This window comes from Hominimerdicola alba (genome assembly GCF_900109655.1).
Taxonomy (GTDB): domain Bacteria; phylum Bacillota; class Clostridia; order Oscillospirales; family Ruminococcaceae; genus Hominimerdicola; species Hominimerdicola alba_B.
Window position 1 is genome coordinate 288,518 of the sequence record NZ_FOAT01000003.1, and the last position, 18,081, is coordinate 306,598.

Here is an 18,081-nt window from a genome sequence, read left to right on the forward strand (position 1 = left end):
GCAGCTACTGCCGTGACCTCTTGACATTTGCTGAGAGCTGCTGTATACTATAACTACCGCAGACAGAAAGATCTGCACAACCGGAAAACTATTAATAAAGGAGTAAACTATGGCTTTTAAAGTAATGGGCGTAACCGCAGGACGCAAGGACAGCAACTGCGAGATCCTGACCAAGGAAGCACTGCTTGTCTGTCAGGAACAGGGCGCAGAAGTTTCGATGATCAACCTCAAGGACTACGACCTGCTGGACTGCACAGGCTGCACATCATGTACAATGGGTATGTCGATGGGCAAGCATACAGGCTGTTCTCTTGATAACAAGGACGACAAGAAGAAGATCATGGAAGTACTGCTGGATCAGGATGCTGTTATTTTCTCGGCACCTACCTATGCACTGATGCCGTCTTCACTGTTTTTGAAATTTATGCACCGCAACCTCGCTTATGAGACCGCATTCCTGACCAAGATAGGCGCTATCAAGCCCCGCGACCGTATCGGCGCACTGATCGCAGTGGGCGGTTCCACTCGTTCATGGCAGTCTATGGCTCTGGAGTGTATGCAGGCATCTACTTTCTCCAACAGCTTCAAGATCATTGATATGTACATGGCAACAATGGTGCCCGCTCCCGCACAGGTACTTCTGCACGAGGAAAAGCTTGCCCGCGCAAGAGAGATCGGTGCAAATATCATGAAGTCACTGAACACCCCTGCCGCAGAGCGCAAGTGGCTGGGCGAGCCTGATGCAGGCTGGTGCCCCAACTGCCACAGCAACTGCCTGTGTCTGGGTGAACCCCAGTGGAAAGGTCTCCAGTATCCTATCGAGTGCGCAGTATGCGGCGCAGGCGGTGATCTGGTCAAGACCGATGACGGCAAGTGGAAGTTCGTTATCGCAGCAAACGGTCTGGAGCGCGACCGTACCTCTGAGGAGGGACGCGGCGTTCACTGTGACGAGATCGCAGATACCCAGGGCGGATTCTTCATGGATCCCCAGAAGCGTGCCACCGTTGCTGAAAAGCTGGAAAAATACAAGAAAATACAGTTCCCCGGCATCTGACCGCGGAATATCGAAAACGTCCTGTACGATAGATACGTACAGGGCGTTTTATCATGTCGGATTCCTGAAAAATGAAAACCTCCGAAGCGGTGTACTTTCTGTCATTCACTGCTTCGGAGGTTTATACAGTATAGGGGGTAGAATATGTTATGCGGTCTTTAATTCTTCGGGGATATTCATTTTTGATACCTTTTTCTCAACCAAAAGCACAGTCATGATACCAACGAACATTATAACCAGTATTATCGCAGGATACGAAGTCCAGTTCACACGGAATGTCAGGAACGGGAATTCGTTGAATATGCTTTTTAATACTGTAGGCGAGAATATCAGCGAAAGCACAGCAGCTATTACAAATGCTATACCATTGTAGTAGAATATCTCCCAGAGGAGCATCTTTCTCAGCTGACCTCTTGTCATGCCTATGCTCTTCAGTGTAGCTATCTCCTTTTCTCTTACCATTATACTTGATACGAACACATTGATAAGGTTCATTATCGCAATAAATGTAAGCACTACGCACAGCAGAGTGCATATCAGTTTTACCAGAAGCTTCATTGAGGCAAAATCATCGGCAAGAGAATATTTAGACTGATAATTTAAAGAGTTGTCAGCCGCAGTCATGCTCTTGATGAATTTTTCCGCATCCTTTTCCATGCCTTTCTTTACGTTGAATTCGTAGGACATTATGTTCCGGTTGCCTGTTATGCTTTCGTACTGTTCAGGATTCATATAAAGCTCGCAGGCAAATGAACCTCTTGTTATGCCTGTCTTCAATGCACCGAGCGCCACATTTATATGACCAAGTACAGTGTAGCTTCGCTCCGTTCCGTCATTGCTTGTGATCGTTACAGTATCGCCGGTCGCAAACTGGCTTGTACCGGGGTATATATCACCATCTGAAGTCAGCCAGCAGCCCTCAACGATGCCTGTACCGTTATTGAATGCTTCCATGTCAATATTATCCTCAATGATAAGTGACTCATCAAGGGCAAATTCTTTTGTTCCGTAAAGGTCAAGTACGTATTCCTCACCCTCGGGGAGATTTATCTCCTTAACGCTTGCATAATCGTTGGCGATATCACCGTACACGATCGAGCCGTCCTCAACAAATCCGCTGTTCTGGATCTCATCAACTATTTGCCTGTCAAGTGCCCTGACGTTATTATCGGTATCGACATAATCATTCTTGTAATAATCTGATGTTGCAAAAGTATAATCGGTCACCAGCATTGTAGACAGGTACTTATCCATATCGAAACTGCTGAAAGCATCATAAGATACTATGACCAGCAGGATAGGAAGAGATATGCTGACCAGCAGCATCGCAAGACTCTTCTTGTTGCGAAGGATATTATATCTTGCAAACTTATGGGCCTTACTTCCGTCATTGGACTTTCTGGTGCTCTTGTAGCCTTTAAGCTCGATCCTTGATGATTCGATCGGCGAAAGCTTCTTTATCATTCTTATAGGACCGTTTATGCTTATCAGTGTAGTTATTACAACGAACAATGCTGCCGCTGCAAGTATCAGGGCTATAGTTCCGCCTGAAATAACTGTATCATCTGCTACAGAATCATAAGCCGTCTGTCTCAGGATAGCAGGCAGGATAAGCCGTCCCATGAAGTATCCTCCGACTATTCCGAGAGGGATCGCTACACTGAGCATTATGAAAGCCTGGAATCTTACAAAAGCAGCCAGATGCTTGTTGGACATACCGATGGTTTTCAGTCTGCCGAACTGCTTTGCATCTTTTCTGGCTGAAATATAGAAAATATTGTTGATGATAAGGTAACAGATAAGAACGATAACAAGTATACCGACTACCAGTGTCATCAATGTCTCAGATGACATCGCCTCACTGCTTACATTATAACCGGGGTTTACCGAGATCATATCCTGAGAAAACTCAAGACCTGCTTCATTGAAGATCTCCTCGGTCTGACCCTCGATATCATATGCGTCCTTCAGCAGTATTGCTATGTCGCACTTTCCGTAAACAGTGCCGCTTTCAAATTTGCCGTCCCAGACATCGCCGTACTTTTCCGATGTCATTATCTGACCTACCTTTACGGGGTAAGCCTTGTTGATATCGAACCAGCCCGCCAGTACAAAACTTTCGGTAACGGTCTCGCCGTTAACTTCCATGTCGATATCAACAGGTGCACCAACTTTCTGAGGTATACCGAGAGCCGCCATGGTGGTTGTATCCATCGCGACCTCGTTTACCTCAGCCGGCATTTTACCGCCTGTAGGGGTGTAAAAATCAAGGCTTGATTCAGCCTCGTCCATAAAGCTTATCTCAACATTATAGTTCAGTTCAGAATTTACAGCATAGCCAAAGAATCTGCGGCAGCCGACTTTATCAACATTCACGTTTTCTCTTATGGCATCTACCTTATTAAAATCTTTATCCCATTCCTTGACAACAACGTGTGCTGTTGTGCCGAGCTTTTTGAATTCGTAGTAATCATTGGCACTGTTCAGTCCCGCTGCCGTGGTGAACAATGTGGAGAACAGAAGTGCTGTCAGTATCATTGCGATTATCGTACAGACACATCTGAACTTCTCCGCAAGAAGTGATCTGAATGCTAGTTTTCTAATCATTTACTGCACTCTCCCGTCAACAACTCTAATTACTCTCTTCATCTGAGATGCAACTTCCTGATCGTGAGTTACAACGATGATAGTCTGGTCAAACTCCTTATTCATGAATTTGAGCATATCCACTACCTCTGCACCCATAGCTTCATCAAGATTTCCCGTAGGCTCATCTGCCAGAACTATCTCAGGCTTGTTTGCCAGGGCTCTTGCTATGGCAACTCTCTGCTGCTGTCCGCCCGACATGGAGGAAGGCAGAGAATTTTTCTTGTGTGAGATCTCCAGCGCATCGAGTATAGTGTCGATATACTTGTTATTTGGCTTCTTTCCGTCAAGCTGTATGGGAAGAACTATGTTTTCGTATACATTCAGTACGGGTATCAGATTATAGTTCTGAAAAATGAAGCCGATCTTTGAGCGGCGCATCTTTGTCAGCTGCTCATCGTTCATTTTGGAGATATCCTCTCCTCCGATAACGATGCTTCCTCCTGTGGGATGATCAAGGGCTCCCAGCATATTCAGCAGCGTTGACTTACCGCTGCCGGACTTGCCGATTATGCCTATGAGCTCACCCTTGTCAACGCTCAGGTTCACCTTATCCAGAGCCTTCACCAGGTTGCTTTCGTCACCGTAATACTTACACAGATCGTGAGTTTGAATTACCATTACTATCACCGTTCCTTATCATATATTGTATCATGTCATGGCAGACATTATATATCATAGCACATACTATTGATAAAGTCAACCAAATAACAGCGTATTTACGCACGTAAATCGAATATTATCCAATCTTGTATATCTGATCCACCTGATCCGAAAAACAATTGCTGTGGGATACGATGATTATTATTTTATCCTTTATACCCATTATAGAACGTGCAATTATCTTCTCGGTATTCTTATCCAGTGCCGAAGTCGGCTCATCGAATATGACCACATCTGATCTTTTCAGCATCGAACGGGCTATCGCCAGTCTCTGACGCTGTCCGCCCGACATAGTCATACCGTCATCACCCAGCATGGTATGCAGTCCGTTTTCCATGCCCCTGACAAAATCGTCAAGCTCAACGCACCGGAGTGCCTCCCATACCTTTTCCTCGGGGATATCTCTTCCGTTAGTAAGATTATTGTATATCGTATCATGCAGGAAGAATGTTTTCTGCGACACCAGCGAGATCCTGTCCCTGAAGGACTCCAGATCTATATCGCCTATCTCATCGTCGTTGATATAGATATTACCCGACGATGCCCGCCACAATCCAAGTATCAGATTGAATATAGTAGTCTTGCCTGCACCGCTTTTTCCGCAAATCAAATATTTTTTGTTCTTCTCAAAATCCAGATCCAGCCCGTTAAGAATGTTCTTTCCGCGGGTGTATCCGAATGTCAGATTTTCGATCTTGATATTGTCGATCTCAACTATCTGCTTGCCTTCCGAATCATCTGCGCCCATTTCTCCGCCCAGAACTTCATCTACATTGTTAAGCGAAGGAACGACCATATTTAAGCTTACTTTCATGAATACAAGGTTCTCAAACGGTGCAATGAACCTTGTGCAGTACTGCAGGAATATTACCATAACACCCATCGAGATCTGCTTTTGAAAGACCTGATAACCGCCGAATGCAGTTATCGCTATCAGGCTGATGGTAGATATCATATCTATCGCCTGATTTGAAAAACCATTTGTAAGTGTGAGCTTTTTGAAGCTCCTTTTCAGCACATCTGCTGCCAGTTCATACTTGTTAAGAAAGCTCCTGCGGAAACCGTATGTTATCATTGCAGGTGCATTGGATATGAACTCCTCTGTCAGAGCATTCTGCTCTCCGTAATCTCTTCTGTTTTCAAGCGCCAGATACCTGAGCTTATTACCGAACTTCTGCTGTGCCGCAAGTGTTATGGGTATCATAACTATCAGCAGCAGCGTGAGTTTCACATCATAATAGAACATAACGCCCATTATGCCTATCGCCTGGACCAGTGAAACGATCACCTTGTACGCCTTGTATATGAACGATGCCAGCTTTGCCGCATCATCATTTACTACCGTCATCAGATCGCCTGTCTTTTCATTTGCAAAGAACTTTCCGTCCTTCTTGAAAAGTCTGTCCAGCGCTGTCAGTTTCAGATGCTGTGCGAACTCGAATTCCTTTACAGATGAATAGTAATCAAATGCGAATTCAACGAACATCTGCGTAATGTTAAGTATAAAATAGATCGTTATCAATTTTATCAGTGAGCTTATCGATGCCGCTTTCGTGACCACATCTACGAAGTCAACGAATACCATTGGCACGGCTATCGATAAGAACACCGAGATCAGCATCAGGGTAAAGAAAACACCTTTCTTCATTCTGTCAAGTTTCCATATCCTGAGCAGTTTCCTTATTTCATTATTCATTGAGTGCTTCCTTTACCAGTTTGCCGAGATAATTTACTTTCTGAAAATATACCCTGTAAACAGGGACTTTGCCGAATATTCTGCACGAAAATTCATTTTCGAGCATATAGATTATCTTGTAATAATCATAGATGGTAGAATTGGTATACTCCAGTTCAAGATCAGATACAAGCTTCACACGTATCTTCTCTTCGGATATCATCTTCTTGACCATACCCAGTATCCTGTCAACGATCTTTTCATCGCTCACATCGTCTTCGGGAGACCTGTAAAACTTTTCATTGCACCAGGACTCAGATCTCATGTACTCTTCCGCCTCTGCCTTTGTGTTGAACTTTCCTTTTGCGTAAGCATCTGCAAGAACGCCCGAGAATATCGCTGCCGCTCTGCTGTTGCCTCTGAAGAAGTTCGCACCGGGCATATGGAATTCCATAAGTTCCGTAGCGCCGCTGGCTGTTACCTGTATCTTCTTCTGACTGTCGTATTCAAAACCATCGTTAAAAACGTCGATTCTGCCTACAACACCTATAACGTTTTTAAAATCTGCCGGAAAACTTATATGCCTGTCATTGGACTTTGAAGCTACACAGATCTTTCCCTGCGCTTCAAGCTCCTTTGTCAGCTTTTTCAGTTTATGCCGTATAAATAGATCATTTGAGCTGAGACTCATATTGATGATCTGGACATCGAGCCGTTTGGCCAGTTCCAGCGCAGCTACCAGTTTGCCCGGAGTGCATCGGCCGTTCTGACCCAGTATACAAACAGGAATTATTTCCGCTTCCGGTGCTATCCTGTTTACTATGGAAGCGCATACCGTACCATGCCCGTTGAAATCAGACAGTTTGGAAGGTGACACCTCCTGAACAGTATTGGCTTCATCATCATGAACTAAATATCCGGTCTTTATGCAGTTTCTGACATCGTCATTAACTATGTTGTAGTCGATCCCGCTGTCAATGATCGCAACTTTAACTTTTCTCATATTGATACACCGGATCCTTATTTAATCTCAAATCAAATTTTCTTGGTATTTTTCCCTGTGATCTTTTTACTATGATTGATCTTGTTTGTCTTATTGCAAGAATCAAATCCGACATAATCATAGTTGAAATCCGAAAAGATGCCTTCTGCCTTGACATTCTCTTTAACGAACACTTTGTTCAGAAGCTTCTTTATGTTCATGCTTTTTCCCTCCTGTAGAGATTATCTGATAATTGTGTTAGGTTTACAGTCTTGAATACAGCTTTGCGCTGTAATTCATTCTTCTTCTGCAGCCTGTCCTGGCGGTATAGCCCGCATAAGTCTGTTCAGCACAGTCCTGCATAAAATCAGCCTGAAGGTCCATTCTTTCAGCCTTGACCGTTTCCCTTAGCTTTATCTTGTCTTTGATCTTCTTGATCACCATGATATTTTCTCCGTTTCACTGTTCAGCATTAAAACAAATTAGTGTATTTTGCTGTATATACTGTACGTTTAGTGCAGCCCTTGGTCGAAGTTTTGCCGATATACTGCAGCTCTGCACAGTCATGCAGACAGTCTTTGCTTTCAGCCTTTACATTTTCCTGCCCGAGCTTGATCTTCTCGGTTACCTTCTGTACCTTCATAAAAACATCTCCTTATCATAAAATTGGGTATTGGTTTGCAACCATATTTATATTTAATACACCGAAGCAGTCTTGTTTAAATTGTTGTTTTTCGGTTTGTGAATTCTGATTATGTTGTTATTACTTCATTGCTGTGTCAGAGTAGTAAAACTGTAGTGTAACCTTGTTGCTGCTATAATACGATATTATCGCATCATTAAGTCAGACTGCTTATTACCAAGCACGTGTTGTCTTAGCTGAAACAGTGCTTCCTCTGCGGCATCCCTTAGCACCTGTGCTGCCGGTATAGTAGTACTCGATGCAGTCGTGGTGGCAAGCGTACTCGTCTCTCTCTGCCTTTACATTCTCTTCGTTCAGCTTAATCTTGTCATTGATCTTTTTGATTTCCATGGTAAAATCCTCCTGTTTTTTATATTATTACCTGTTTGATACTAGTAGTAGATCGTATTGGTACGTATATTATTCTTATGAATTTTTAGAATAGTATTCTTATGATTCTGTATTCAAAGATCTAAGATTACCAAGCGCGGGTCGTCTTAGCGGTTATAGTGCTTCTTCTGGTGCAGCCCTTAGCGCCTGTGCTTCCGGAATAGTAGTACTCGATGCAGTCGTGGTGGCAAGCGTACTCGTCTCTCTCTGCCTTTACGTTCTCTTCGTTCAGCTTAACCTTGTCATTGATCTTCTTGATTTCCATAGTAAAAATCCTCCTAATTTAAATGTAAAATGTATTAGTGCGTATAGTTTTCTTATGATTTTGTATTCAAAAGATCTAAAATTACCAAGCGCGGGTTGTCTTAGCGGTCACAGTGCTTCCTCTGCGGCAACCCTTAGCGCCTGTGCTTCCGGAATAGTAGTACTCGATGCAGTCGTGGTGACAAGCGTACTCGTCTCTCTCAGCCTTAACATTCTGGTCGTTGAGCTTTACCTTATTGTCGATCTTCTTGATTTCCATAATTAAATCCTCCTAAATCGACTGCTTCGGCGTATAAATATCAGTTGTTAAGCAAACTCGTATTCAAGTCTGCTGCATAAACAAGCTATACTGCTGGCAGTATAATAATCGCCTGTTATCTTTTTATTTATAAGTTTACATCTTGAGCTTGCGCAGTAGTGATACATCTCACAGCCGCTGCAGCTTGATGTTTCCTTGTTATTTATCATCTGGAGCTCCTCTACCTTAGCTTTGTCAAGCCCTGTGCTCACGTTGCCCAGATACCAGTCTTTGTCACCGACAGTAAGCGAACACGGGTAGATACTGCCGTCAGGCAGGAAGTGGAAGCTTTCCACACCGCCCGTACATTTAGCCTTGCGGACAAATTCCGACTCGGTAACGTACGAGATAACGGCATCTCCATACTCTTTTTCTTCTATATACTCTTTTATCTTACGGAACTGCTCGAATATTATCGGCTCGTCCTCGTCCTTCCAGTGAGAGTCATACATATCCAGCACGGGTATTATCCGTCTGAAACCCTCCTCCAGGAAATAGCAGACCGTATCGCAAAGATCACCGATAGTATCTCTTGTAACAGTCATTCTCAGCCGGACATCTTTTTTATTGCTGATATCCTTTGCTGTTGCCATGACCTGCTCAAATGAACCCTTGCCGTTTATGAACTTTCTGTTCAGGTCATGTATCTCCGCCTTGCCGTCAAGGCTCAGGGAAAGTTCGTTTATTTTATTGATTATCTTTTTTCTTCTTTCGTCATAGAGCGTACCGTTGGTAGTCATACCGTAGTATAGCTTTGATGCAGGCACCAGAGCTTCAAAACGCTCCATGATATACTCTATTATATCGCAGTTCATCAGAGGTTCACCGCCGTGGAACTGTACTGCGATCTCATCTGCAGTTTCCCAGCAATCCAGTTTTGTCAGCATATCTATCGCTGCATCTGCGATCTCTTTTGTCATATATTCTTTCTTTATATTATTGCCTATCCTGTTGTAGCAGTAGCTGCAGTTCAGGTTGCAGTCATTCGTAGTCCAAAATACAACGTGCATCAGATCTCACCCCAAAGCGAAAAGCCGATCTCTTTTTTCCTGAGCTTGCAGTAGTTATCAAACGACTTCTCGTTTTTCAGCGACTGCTCGAACAGGAAAGGACAATGCCAGCAGAAGTACTTTACGCTGCACTCCTTACATCTCTTAAAGTTTTCGGGCATTTTCTTCTCAAAGTTCAGATAGCTTTCTGTTTTTCTGAATTCCTCTTCGTAGAAATACTTTCTTATATCATCTACCTCAAGGATATTTCCGATAGGTTTCTCGGAACATTCATAAGGTGCGCACAGGAACATATTTCCCTTGGAATTCACTGTAAAGGAACCGTAGCGTCCGCCGCAGGCACCAAACTCGATGTAAGGCTGGTTCTCTCTGGTCTTCTTGACAAACTCGGGATCAACAGGATCGTTGTCCTCAACCGATTCGTCCTGAATGTACCAGTCCTTATGATCCTTGCCTCTTCCTACCGGAGAGAAGGTCCTGACCATGGGGCTGACTTCCAGCTCTTTGCACAGCTTCAGGAAAGGCTTTTCATGCTCTCTGTTCTGTGCTGTAAGTACGAAGGAGAGGGAAATATTCTTAACTCCCACCGCCTTCAGGCACCTGATGGCATTCATTACCTTTGCGAAAACTCCCGCGCCTCTTATCTCACTGCAGGACTTTTCGTCCGAACCGTCAACGCTTATGAAGACCGCATCATAGAGTTCCTTTATCCTCGCTGCGTTCTCTTCGTTGATGTAAGTGCCGTTGGTCATCAGGTTCATTTCGCCGTCAGTATTCTTTCTCAGGTATTCGCTGAGTTCAAAAAAGAACGGCAGTACCATGGGCTCACCGCCCGTGACAGTTATCAGTCTTGGCTTAACACCGAGTATCTTATCGGCTATAGCATAGATCTCATCTCTGTCAGCTATCAGCGTCTTGGTGGTAACCGCATCTGCTATGCAGTGCTTGCAGTGCAGATTGCACTGGTTCGTTACCTCCCACTGTATATCAAAATCTGTAAGGAGTTCCTTGTCGTTCTCATCAACAAGTATCTTTTTCTCCACCAGCTTGTCATGAAGCTCGCTGAAATACTCCTTGTCGTCTTTATCTTCAAAGATGTTTTCATACTCATGCTTTCCTATACCTTTGTTAACAAAGCCATTGAGTATATCATAGCACTCTCTGCTCATTTTCAGAAAAGTGCATTCGCATTTGTTACCGACTATTACCTGTTCCCTATTCTGCAGGAACAGCAGGTTCTTAGTAAATTTCCTCATATTTAAAAGCTCCATTAATTATAATTTACATTGTTTCATGTTATCGGTTATTAGTGACCGCCACCCTTGCCCCAAATGCGTTCCCACATTTTGTTTACCTCCCTTCGTCTTGGTACAGTCATAGTATAGCGTATCATACAGGATAAAACAACAAATCTCTTGTAAAGCCCCCGTTTTTTTTTGTGAATGGTAATTTGGGTCGAAAAATAAAAAAACAGCAGTACTTCTGCATACTGCTGTTTGCTGTAAAATTATTGATTTCACGCCGTTTCCGGCATTTTTATCCTGAACATTACATCAAGAACGAACACAGGTGAGGTCTGCGAGATATTCACCGTTCCATCCAGTGCGTCAACGGTCTTCCTTATATTATAAAGACCGAATCCATGCTCATTCTTGTTTTCCTTTGAAGTTTTCAGATCGGGATTTTCGGTATCTGACGGATTTGATATACATATCATCTGCATATCATTTTTAAGCACACAGTTTACATCTATGTATCTTTCTTCGCCCTGCTTTAACCTGCGGCAGGCTTCCAGGGAATTATCCAGTGCATTTGAAAGTATGGTGCATATATCGAATGCCGATACATTTTCCGAGATCACGCCCGAGAAATTCAGCCTGAAATTCTCCTGCGCTGCTATAGCTGCCTTATCATTGAGTATTGCATCAGCGATGGTATTGCCGCTTTTGAAAGATGTTTTGTTCATCGTCGGATTGCTGGATATGGAATCCAGATATTTCAGTGCGTCATCTACCTTCTGATTGCCCAGCAATGACTTCAGACAATGCATATGATTTTTGTAATCGTGCCTGAACTTCCTGATATCAGTAGTCATCTCATCGATCTTTTCATAATACCTAGCCTGCATATCCAGCTGTTTATCCAGAAGTTCGGCAGACCTTTTATAGTAGAATTTGGACATACTGTTCATTATAAGCATTGTTATGATAAAGAATGATAGTATACAGATCGGGATAACAAATATCCTAAGATAACAAAAAACCGTATCTATATCAGTATTGTCCCATGAAGCAACGCTTATGTAAGCTACCATAAATGAAAGGACCGTCGCGTACGCAAGAATGAAAAGATATGTCTTTCTGTTTATAAACTCCAGACTAAGTTTAAGATCTTCCTTTCTTGGTATCATTATTTTAGTAAGTACAATATAATACGTAAGATTATAAATAAAATAGACAATTTGTCCACTTAATAACTGATGATCAGCAGGAACAACAAGATTTGCCAAAAGATTTATCGTTGCACACGGACAAGCTTCAACTGAAAAATAAAGCAACGATACATACACTATTTTCAAAAGCTGTGTTCTGTGCGACAGAAACACAGCTAAAATAATAAAAAATATTCCGCTCCTTGTTACTATCAATTCAAAATTTCTAAAGAAAACCAGCACGACTGCCTGCAAAACAATATTCGTTACCGCCAAAACATAGCTTATCTTCTTAAAATTTTTATTGTCCGAAAGCAACTTGACTGTTCCATGTATATTAACATAATACAGTATTTGCACGGCAATTATAAAAACTATGTATAAACTTCTCAATATGGTACCCATTTTTACACTCCCCTAATAATACTTTCAATAAATAATTATCCACTATGTATCACACCATCATCTCGAAGTTGATCTCTTTAAATAGTTCAGATAACAATTATTGAAATCTTTGTATTTTCCTCTTGATATCACCGCCTTATGTCCGTTTGATAAGATTATACCCGTCTTATCGTATGAATTTATGTGTTCAAGATTTACTATATACGATCTGTTCGTCCTGAAAAATCCGCCCGAATCCAGTTCCTCTTCAAGAGCCGAAAGATTATACGGATATCTGTACGAGCCTTTTTTAGTTATTATATAGGTATAAACATTGTCCGCCTGCGCATATATAACGTCTTTTTCGTAGACCACTATGCTCTCGTTATACATATCGTCCTTGACTATAAGCTTGCGTTCGCTGCTGCTTATCTCCAAAGCAGAATCCATAGCTTCATAAAGCTTTTCCTTGCTAACAGGCTTTACTATGAACCGGAACGCATTATACTTCATGCTGTCAAAAACTATCTCAGAATAACTGCTTACAAAAACCACTTTTGTCTCTATATTTTTTTGCCTGATACTTTTTATGGTATCCAATCCGTTCAGATCATTCATCTGATGATCAAGAAAGATCATATCAAAAACAGTCTTGGAAGTCACCAGCTTCCCACCGTCATCAAATTCGGTTATATCAAGAATAATATTATTCTCCGTTGAATATATATTAAGTAACTCTATGATCTCATTCCGATACACTTTTTCGTCATCACAAACTGCGATTTTCATTATAACACCCCTCTGTATCAATCAATTAACTATACATAATATCTTATTTTTTACATATGCTAGATTGATATATTATATATTATATATCATATTATCAGAAAAATCAATAGTTTTTTCACTTTTATAAAATTTTTATCCATTTTTGTAAACCTGATGCTATTTTCTCCCAAGTTGCATGATATGCATTTATTCATCTGTACATAACAACCAAACAATTAATCATTTATGAATCGAATTGATGTACATTAACCTGATAATAATTTCTATACATTTATTTCTTCACACCAGAAAAAACGGAGATGAGCGTCTGTCATATACGGATACTATAAACTTAAAATCGAATTGATTTATCCGCCGCAGAAATGCGGCTCTTTTTATTTTCAAAAAAATGCAGATGACTATATAATATGCCCCAGCATTATCCCGGATTGGCAAAAGCCATTGAAAACCAAGCAAAAGTGCGCTATAATAATATAAAAGCAAGCAACCAAAAGCTTCCAGTTTTGAGGAACCATAAAATTTGACTAAAAGCAAGAAAAAGTTTAAAAAATAAAATATTATAGCGCTTACAAAAGTGCTATAATTAAAAAGTATAACGATCGGCAGATACCCTCTGCCCTAAAATTCAAAGGAAGGACAAATTTCATATGAAAAACAAATACGTCAGTAAGATCAGTTTTGCGCTGATCGTTGTGGTGTTTGTCATATTATGTATGGTACAAGCACCCATCAGCGATGCGGTGGGCTCCCTTTGGTCACTGCTTCCGCCCATCGTTGCCATCGGACTTGCGCTGATGACCAAAGAGGTCTATTCATCGCTTTTTGTAGGCATACTGACAGGCGGTATGCTGTATGCCATAACCGAACACAGCGGATTTTCGGGAATGTTCAATGCGGTGGTAAAAGACGGCATAATTGCCAATCTGGCAGACGGCTACAATGTGGGCATACTGCTGTTTCTGGTAGTGCTTGGCACGATAGTGGTGCTGATGAACAAGGCGGGCGGCAGCCGCGCTTACGGAGAATGGGCATCAAAGCACATCAAGACCCGCTCGGGTGCCTGTTTATCCACGTTTCTGCTGGGCGTAATGATATTTGTGGACGATTATTTCAACTGTCTGACCGTAGGTTCGGTAATGCGCCCCATCACCGATAAGCACAAGGTATCACGTGCAAAGCTTGCATACCTTATAGATGCCACTGCCGCACCTGTATGCATCATCGCACCCATATCATCATGGGCGGCGGCTGTTGCGGGCACTGTTGACGGCGTGAACGGCATATCCCTGTTCATACGTACCATACCCTACAATCTGTACGCCCTGCTGACGCTTATAATGGTCATCTTCATGGCTTTGTCAGATGTTGATTACGGTCCCATGAAACGCCATGAGGCAAACGCCGCTAAAGGCGACCTCTTCACCACCCGCAACAAGGTCTACCCCGAGGACGCAAAGCCCGAACACAGCAGAGGAAAGGTCATCGACCTGATACTGCCTGTGGTGATACTCATTGCACTTTGTGTGCTGGGCATGGTTTACACAGGCGGACTGTTCAGCGGCGAATCATTCCTGAATGCCTTTGCAAACTGCGATGCTTCCTTCGGTCTTGCAGTGGGTTCTCTCGGTGCGCTTATCGTGATAATACTGTACTTCCTTGCACGCCGCGTGCTTACTTTCACCGACTGCATGGATTCCATCACAGACGGTTTCAGGCAGATGGTGCCTGCCATACTGATACTCACCTTTGCATGGACACTGAAGACCATGACAAATCTGCTTCAGGCAAGCGTATACGTTTCCGAGTTGGTTGAAAACGCCCACACCATGCAGATACTCCTGCCAATGATACTCTTTGTTGTGGCAGTGGGACTTGCCTTTGCAACAGGCACCTCATGGGGAACTTTCGGTATCCTCATTCCCATCGTAACGGGTGTGTTCTCCTCTCAGCTGGTACAGAACGGTGACAGCGTAACAATCCCGCCCATTGTGATAATCTGCATCTCGGCTTGTCTTTCGGGGGCTGTATGCGGCGACCATTGTTCGCCCATATCCGATACAACGATAATGGCTTCAACAGGTGCCCAGTGCGACCATGTCAACCATGTATCAACCCAGCTGCCCTATGCTTTCACAGTTGCAGTTGTCTGCGCAGTGGGATATCTGCTGGCAGGATTTGTACAGAACGTGTTTGTCGTTCTGGGCAGCAGTATACTGATGATGCTCGGCACATTGTTCATCATACGCAATCTTTCAAAGTCCAAAAAAGAACCAAAGGCGGAATGACCGCATATAACAAAAGCCCTGATCTAAATCAGGGCTTTTATATTTCGCTTTATTGTCTCGGTTTTATAAGCGTTTTTCTTTCTCCATTTTCCTCTTCGATCGTATGGTGCTTAATTATTCCACAGACTTAATACTGCAATATCGCATATGGGATCAAAACCGAGATCATCGAGATCAACGCTGATATCACCTACATTGGAATTATTCACATACCATTCACCGTATTCAGCTTTAAGTGCTTTTATCTGGTCCTTAACTATTTCCTCCTGCCCGTCAGTCAGGTCGAAATGCAGATACCATGTTCTTCCGTCGATATCAACGTCTGCACAAAGTTCAAGTGAAGTGCCTATCCCGTGTATCGAAAGGTCAGTTCCAAGGGTCTGCTCGATATCGCTGTAATTCATGCCGACAGTCAAGCCCTCACCCACATATGCACCCTCATACAGGTTGAGCTGTTCCTTATTATTGCCGAGTATCCTATACTCAGTGCCATATATGCTCTTATCATTTACGCCATAGTCAACATCATCACCTGGCTGAGTGTCCATAACTCCTGCCTGATTCATACCCAATACATACTCAGGGAATGCAGAGAACTTGTAACCGTAATACGGAGCCTGAGCGATTTCTGACATAACTATCTCATAATCATTGTCGGAAAGCGCTTTCAGCTGATCAACGCTCATCGACAGCATCTCATCAACGCTCATGTAAGGTATGCCTTTTTCAGCCTCGATATTGGCATCATCGGGAAGCTTTTCTGCATTGGTGCATACGGGATCAAAGTCGGAAAGATCAACATAGGCGTATACTGCATTTGCGTACTCACTTACCCTCTCCCAGCCGCGCTGAGAATAACTGCCTATATTAGAAGCAATCTGGGCATAATCACTGTCAGATATCTCAAAAGTCATGGACCACTTTGAACCGTTTATCTCAGCCGAAGACTGAACAGTATGGGGACCGTAAATAGAACTTGTCAGCATAGCAGGGATACTCGTTCCTGCCATGTTCTTGATCTCGTTATAGCCTGTACCGATAAGATCATCGGCAGTCACCTTCTTGTTATTTGTCTTCTTCTCGTTGGTGACGGTATTTACTGCGGGAGTCGCATTGCTGCCGTTATTGCTGTTATTGCCGCCTGCTGATGTAGAAGTCTTTTTCTTTTCGTTGCTCAGAGAAGTGACAGGCACGGAAGTCTTGGAATCGGTATCCTTGTCGGAAGCAGTGATCTTCTTATCTGTACTGCTTTCTGTCTTTTCAGCCAGGTACTTATCGATGGAATTGTTTTCCTCGTAAGATACTTCTACAGGAGCCTTGCTGTCGATCTGCTTTACATCACCTGCAAAGCCCTTATTATCCTTGTCAGACATTCCAAGACCGATAGGAAGGCAGATAGCCAGAACTGCCGCAGCGGATATAGCAGCGATCTTGCCTGCCAGGAATCCAGAACTTACAGCAGGTGCAGCAGAAACTCTGGCAGCTGCAAACTTGGGGCTGATAGTCTTTTTGAACATATCTCCCATAGGTACAGCCGCAAGTACACCACCCTTGCCGTAGAGCTTCTCTATCTGTGTCTTGAGCTTCTTTCTTGCCTGAAAGAGCTTCTGCTTTGCAGTATTCTCGTTCATGCCCAGAGACTTTGCAACATCTGAAACGCTCATATCATTATAATAGTACAGTATGAGTGCTGAACGCATCTCGGGTTTGAGACCGTCGATAAGAGCGGCGATCTCCTTTTTGCGCTCCTTGTTTACTGCGTAGTCTTCGGGAAGCATAACGGTCATATCCATAGCGGTGGTCTCGATGGCGTAGTCCTTTTCCTCATCGGTATCGAAGCGTGCGTTCCTGCTCTCTGTCCTGAAATGATCGGTACACTTGTTATAAGCGATACTGTGGAGCCATGTGCCATAGTTCTCGGGATGATCCAGTGTATCTATCTTCTCCATGGACTTCAGAAAAGCCTCATGGGTGATATCTTCGGCAGTCTCTTTATTTTTTACATTCTTCAGCACGAAGAAGTAGAGGTTGGAATAATATTCGTTGTACAGCTTTTCAAAAGCCTTTCTGTCTCCGTTCTTTGCATCGTTAACTATATTGATAAGGTCAGTTTTCTTCATTGAGGATTCCTTCTTTCGTCAAAATATCTCCGATCTTTTCCTTAGCCGCATTTTTCTCTTCCTCCGACAGTGCGGCTTCTGCCTGCATCAGCGCAAGCACCTGTCGGATAACCTCATCTAATTGGTATTCCATATCAAAGTTTCATTCCTCCTGTATTATACCACTTTTCCATCCGGTTGTCATCTGATTTCTGTAAATTAGACGAAGTAAGTTTGGTTTGGTTATAAACTTTTTTCTCCCGCCTGTTTTTCTGTTTTCTGAAAATTAGACGGAGCAAGTTCAGTTTGGTTATAAACTTTTTCTCTCGCCTGTTTTCCGTTTTCTAAAAGTTAGACGACGAAAGTTCGGTTTGGTTATAAACTTTTTCTCTCGCCTGTTTTTCTGTTTTCTGAAAATTAGACGGAGCA

Annotated in this window: 18 protein-coding genes; 2 read left to right on the top strand and 16 right to left on the bottom strand. The window is 42.9% G+C overall.

The features are described from left to right. Window positions 1–109 precede the first annotated feature (109 nt). Complete coding sequence (locus BMY75_RS05350; protein ID WP_074830806.1) at window positions 110–1,054, top strand: flavodoxin family protein; 945 nt, start codon at window positions 110–112, stop codon at window positions 1,052–1,054. Between the two features lie 147 nt (window positions 1,055–1,201). Here the strand turns inward: BMY75_RS05350 and BMY75_RS05355 are convergent, their stop codons facing one another. From BMY75_RS05355 to BMY75_RS05395, 14 genes are all read right to left on the bottom strand, one after another. Next, on the bottom strand, window positions 1,202–3,661 hold the full coding sequence (locus tag BMY75_RS05355; RefSeq protein ID WP_074830808.1) for an ABC transporter permease: 2,460 nt from the start codon (window positions 3,659–3,661) through the stop codon (window positions 1,202–1,204). Then, a complete protein-coding gene (locus tag BMY75_RS05360; protein WP_024858006.1) occupies window positions 3,662–4,321 on the bottom strand; it encodes an ABC transporter ATP-binding protein in 660 nt (219 codons plus the stop codon). Between the two features lie 118 nt (window positions 4,322–4,439). Then, complete coding sequence (locus BMY75_RS05365) at window positions 4,440–6,059, bottom strand: ABC transporter ATP-binding protein (protein ID WP_074830810.1); 1,620 nt, start codon at window positions 6,057–6,059, stop codon at window positions 4,440–4,442. Continuing rightward, complete coding sequence (locus BMY75_RS05370) at window positions 6,052–7,041, bottom strand: S8 family serine peptidase (RefSeq protein ID WP_074830812.1); 990 nt, start codon at window positions 7,039–7,041, stop codon at window positions 6,052–6,054. The genes BMY75_RS05365 and BMY75_RS05370 overlap by 8 nt, the downstream gene beginning before the upstream one ends. A 32-nt stretch (window positions 7,042–7,073) precedes the next feature. Beyond that, window positions 7,074–7,241 (bottom strand): hypothetical protein, encoded by a 168-nt coding sequence (locus BMY75_RS17905; RefSeq protein ID WP_170844253.1) that lies wholly within the window; start codon window positions 7,239–7,241, stop codon window positions 7,074–7,076. A gap of 43 nt (window positions 7,242–7,284) precedes the next feature. Continuing rightward, window positions 7,285–7,464: a hypothetical protein gene (locus tag BMY75_RS05375; RefSeq protein ID WP_074830814.1), complete on the bottom strand. Its 180-nt coding sequence runs from the start codon at window positions 7,462–7,464 to the stop codon at window positions 7,285–7,287. 28 nt (window positions 7,465–7,492) lie between these two features. Next, window positions 7,493–7,663 carry a hypothetical protein gene (locus BMY75_RS17910; RefSeq protein WP_170844254.1) on the bottom strand — a complete coding sequence of 57 codons (171 nt, stop codon included), beginning with the start codon at window positions 7,661–7,663 and terminating at the stop codon, window positions 7,493–7,495. A 213-nt stretch (window positions 7,664–7,876) separates the two neighbouring features. Then, window positions 7,877–8,053 carry a hypothetical protein gene (locus tag BMY75_RS17915; protein ID WP_170844255.1) on the bottom strand — a complete coding sequence of 59 codons (177 nt, stop codon included), beginning with the start codon at window positions 8,051–8,053 and terminating at the stop codon, window positions 7,877–7,879. Window positions 8,054–8,180: 127 nt separating this feature from the next. Then, window positions 8,181–8,357 carry a hypothetical protein gene (locus BMY75_RS17920; protein ID WP_170844256.1) on the bottom strand — a complete coding sequence of 59 codons (177 nt, stop codon included), beginning with the start codon at window positions 8,355–8,357 and terminating at the stop codon, window positions 8,181–8,183. 81 nt (window positions 8,358–8,438) lie between these two features. Then, window positions 8,439–8,615 (bottom strand): hypothetical protein, encoded by a 177-nt coding sequence (locus tag BMY75_RS17925; RefSeq protein WP_170844257.1) that lies wholly within the window; start codon window positions 8,613–8,615, stop codon window positions 8,439–8,441. Between the two features lie 47 nt (window positions 8,616–8,662). Beyond that, entirely contained in the window at window positions 8,663–9,664 is a 1,002-nt protein-coding gene (locus BMY75_RS05380; protein ID WP_074830816.1) for a radical SAM/SPASM domain-containing protein, read from the bottom strand. After that, on the bottom strand, window positions 9,664–10,920 hold the full coding sequence (locus tag BMY75_RS05385) for a radical SAM protein (protein WP_074830818.1): 1,257 nt from the start codon (window positions 10,918–10,920) through the stop codon (window positions 9,664–9,666). Before BMY75_RS05385 ends, BMY75_RS05380 begins: the two co-directional genes overlap by 1 nt. A 260-nt stretch (window positions 10,921–11,180) precedes the next feature. Continuing rightward, entirely contained in the window at window positions 11,181–11,855 is a 675-nt protein-coding gene (locus BMY75_RS17930) for a sensor histidine kinase (RefSeq protein WP_207646261.1), read from the bottom strand. A gap of 702 nt (window positions 11,856–12,557) precedes the next feature. Further along, window positions 12,558–13,268, bottom strand: a complete 711-nt coding sequence (locus BMY75_RS05395) for a LytR/AlgR family response regulator transcription factor (RefSeq protein WP_074830822.1) — start codon at window positions 13,266–13,268, stop codon at window positions 12,558–12,560. A gap of 647 nt (window positions 13,269–13,915) precedes the next feature. Between BMY75_RS05395 and BMY75_RS05400 the strand changes: the two genes are divergently transcribed. Continuing rightward, on the top strand, window positions 13,916–15,553 hold the full coding sequence (locus BMY75_RS05400) for a Na+/H+ antiporter NhaC family protein (protein ID WP_139199721.1): 1,638 nt from the start codon (window positions 13,916–13,918) through the stop codon (window positions 15,551–15,553). Window positions 15,554–15,663: 110 nt separating this feature from the next. Here BMY75_RS05400 and BMY75_RS05405 read toward each other — a convergent pair whose 3' ends face one another. Continuing rightward, entirely contained in the window at window positions 15,664–17,673 is a 2,010-nt protein-coding gene (locus BMY75_RS05405) for an RNA polymerase sigma factor (RefSeq protein WP_074830827.1), read from the bottom strand. Next, on the bottom strand, window positions 17,660–17,806 hold the full coding sequence (locus BMY75_RS17935) for a hypothetical protein (RefSeq protein WP_170844259.1): 147 nt from the start codon (window positions 17,804–17,806) through the stop codon (window positions 17,660–17,662). Before BMY75_RS17935 ends, BMY75_RS05405 begins: the two co-directional genes overlap by 14 nt. Between the last annotated feature and the right edge of the window lie 275 nt (window positions 17,807–18,081).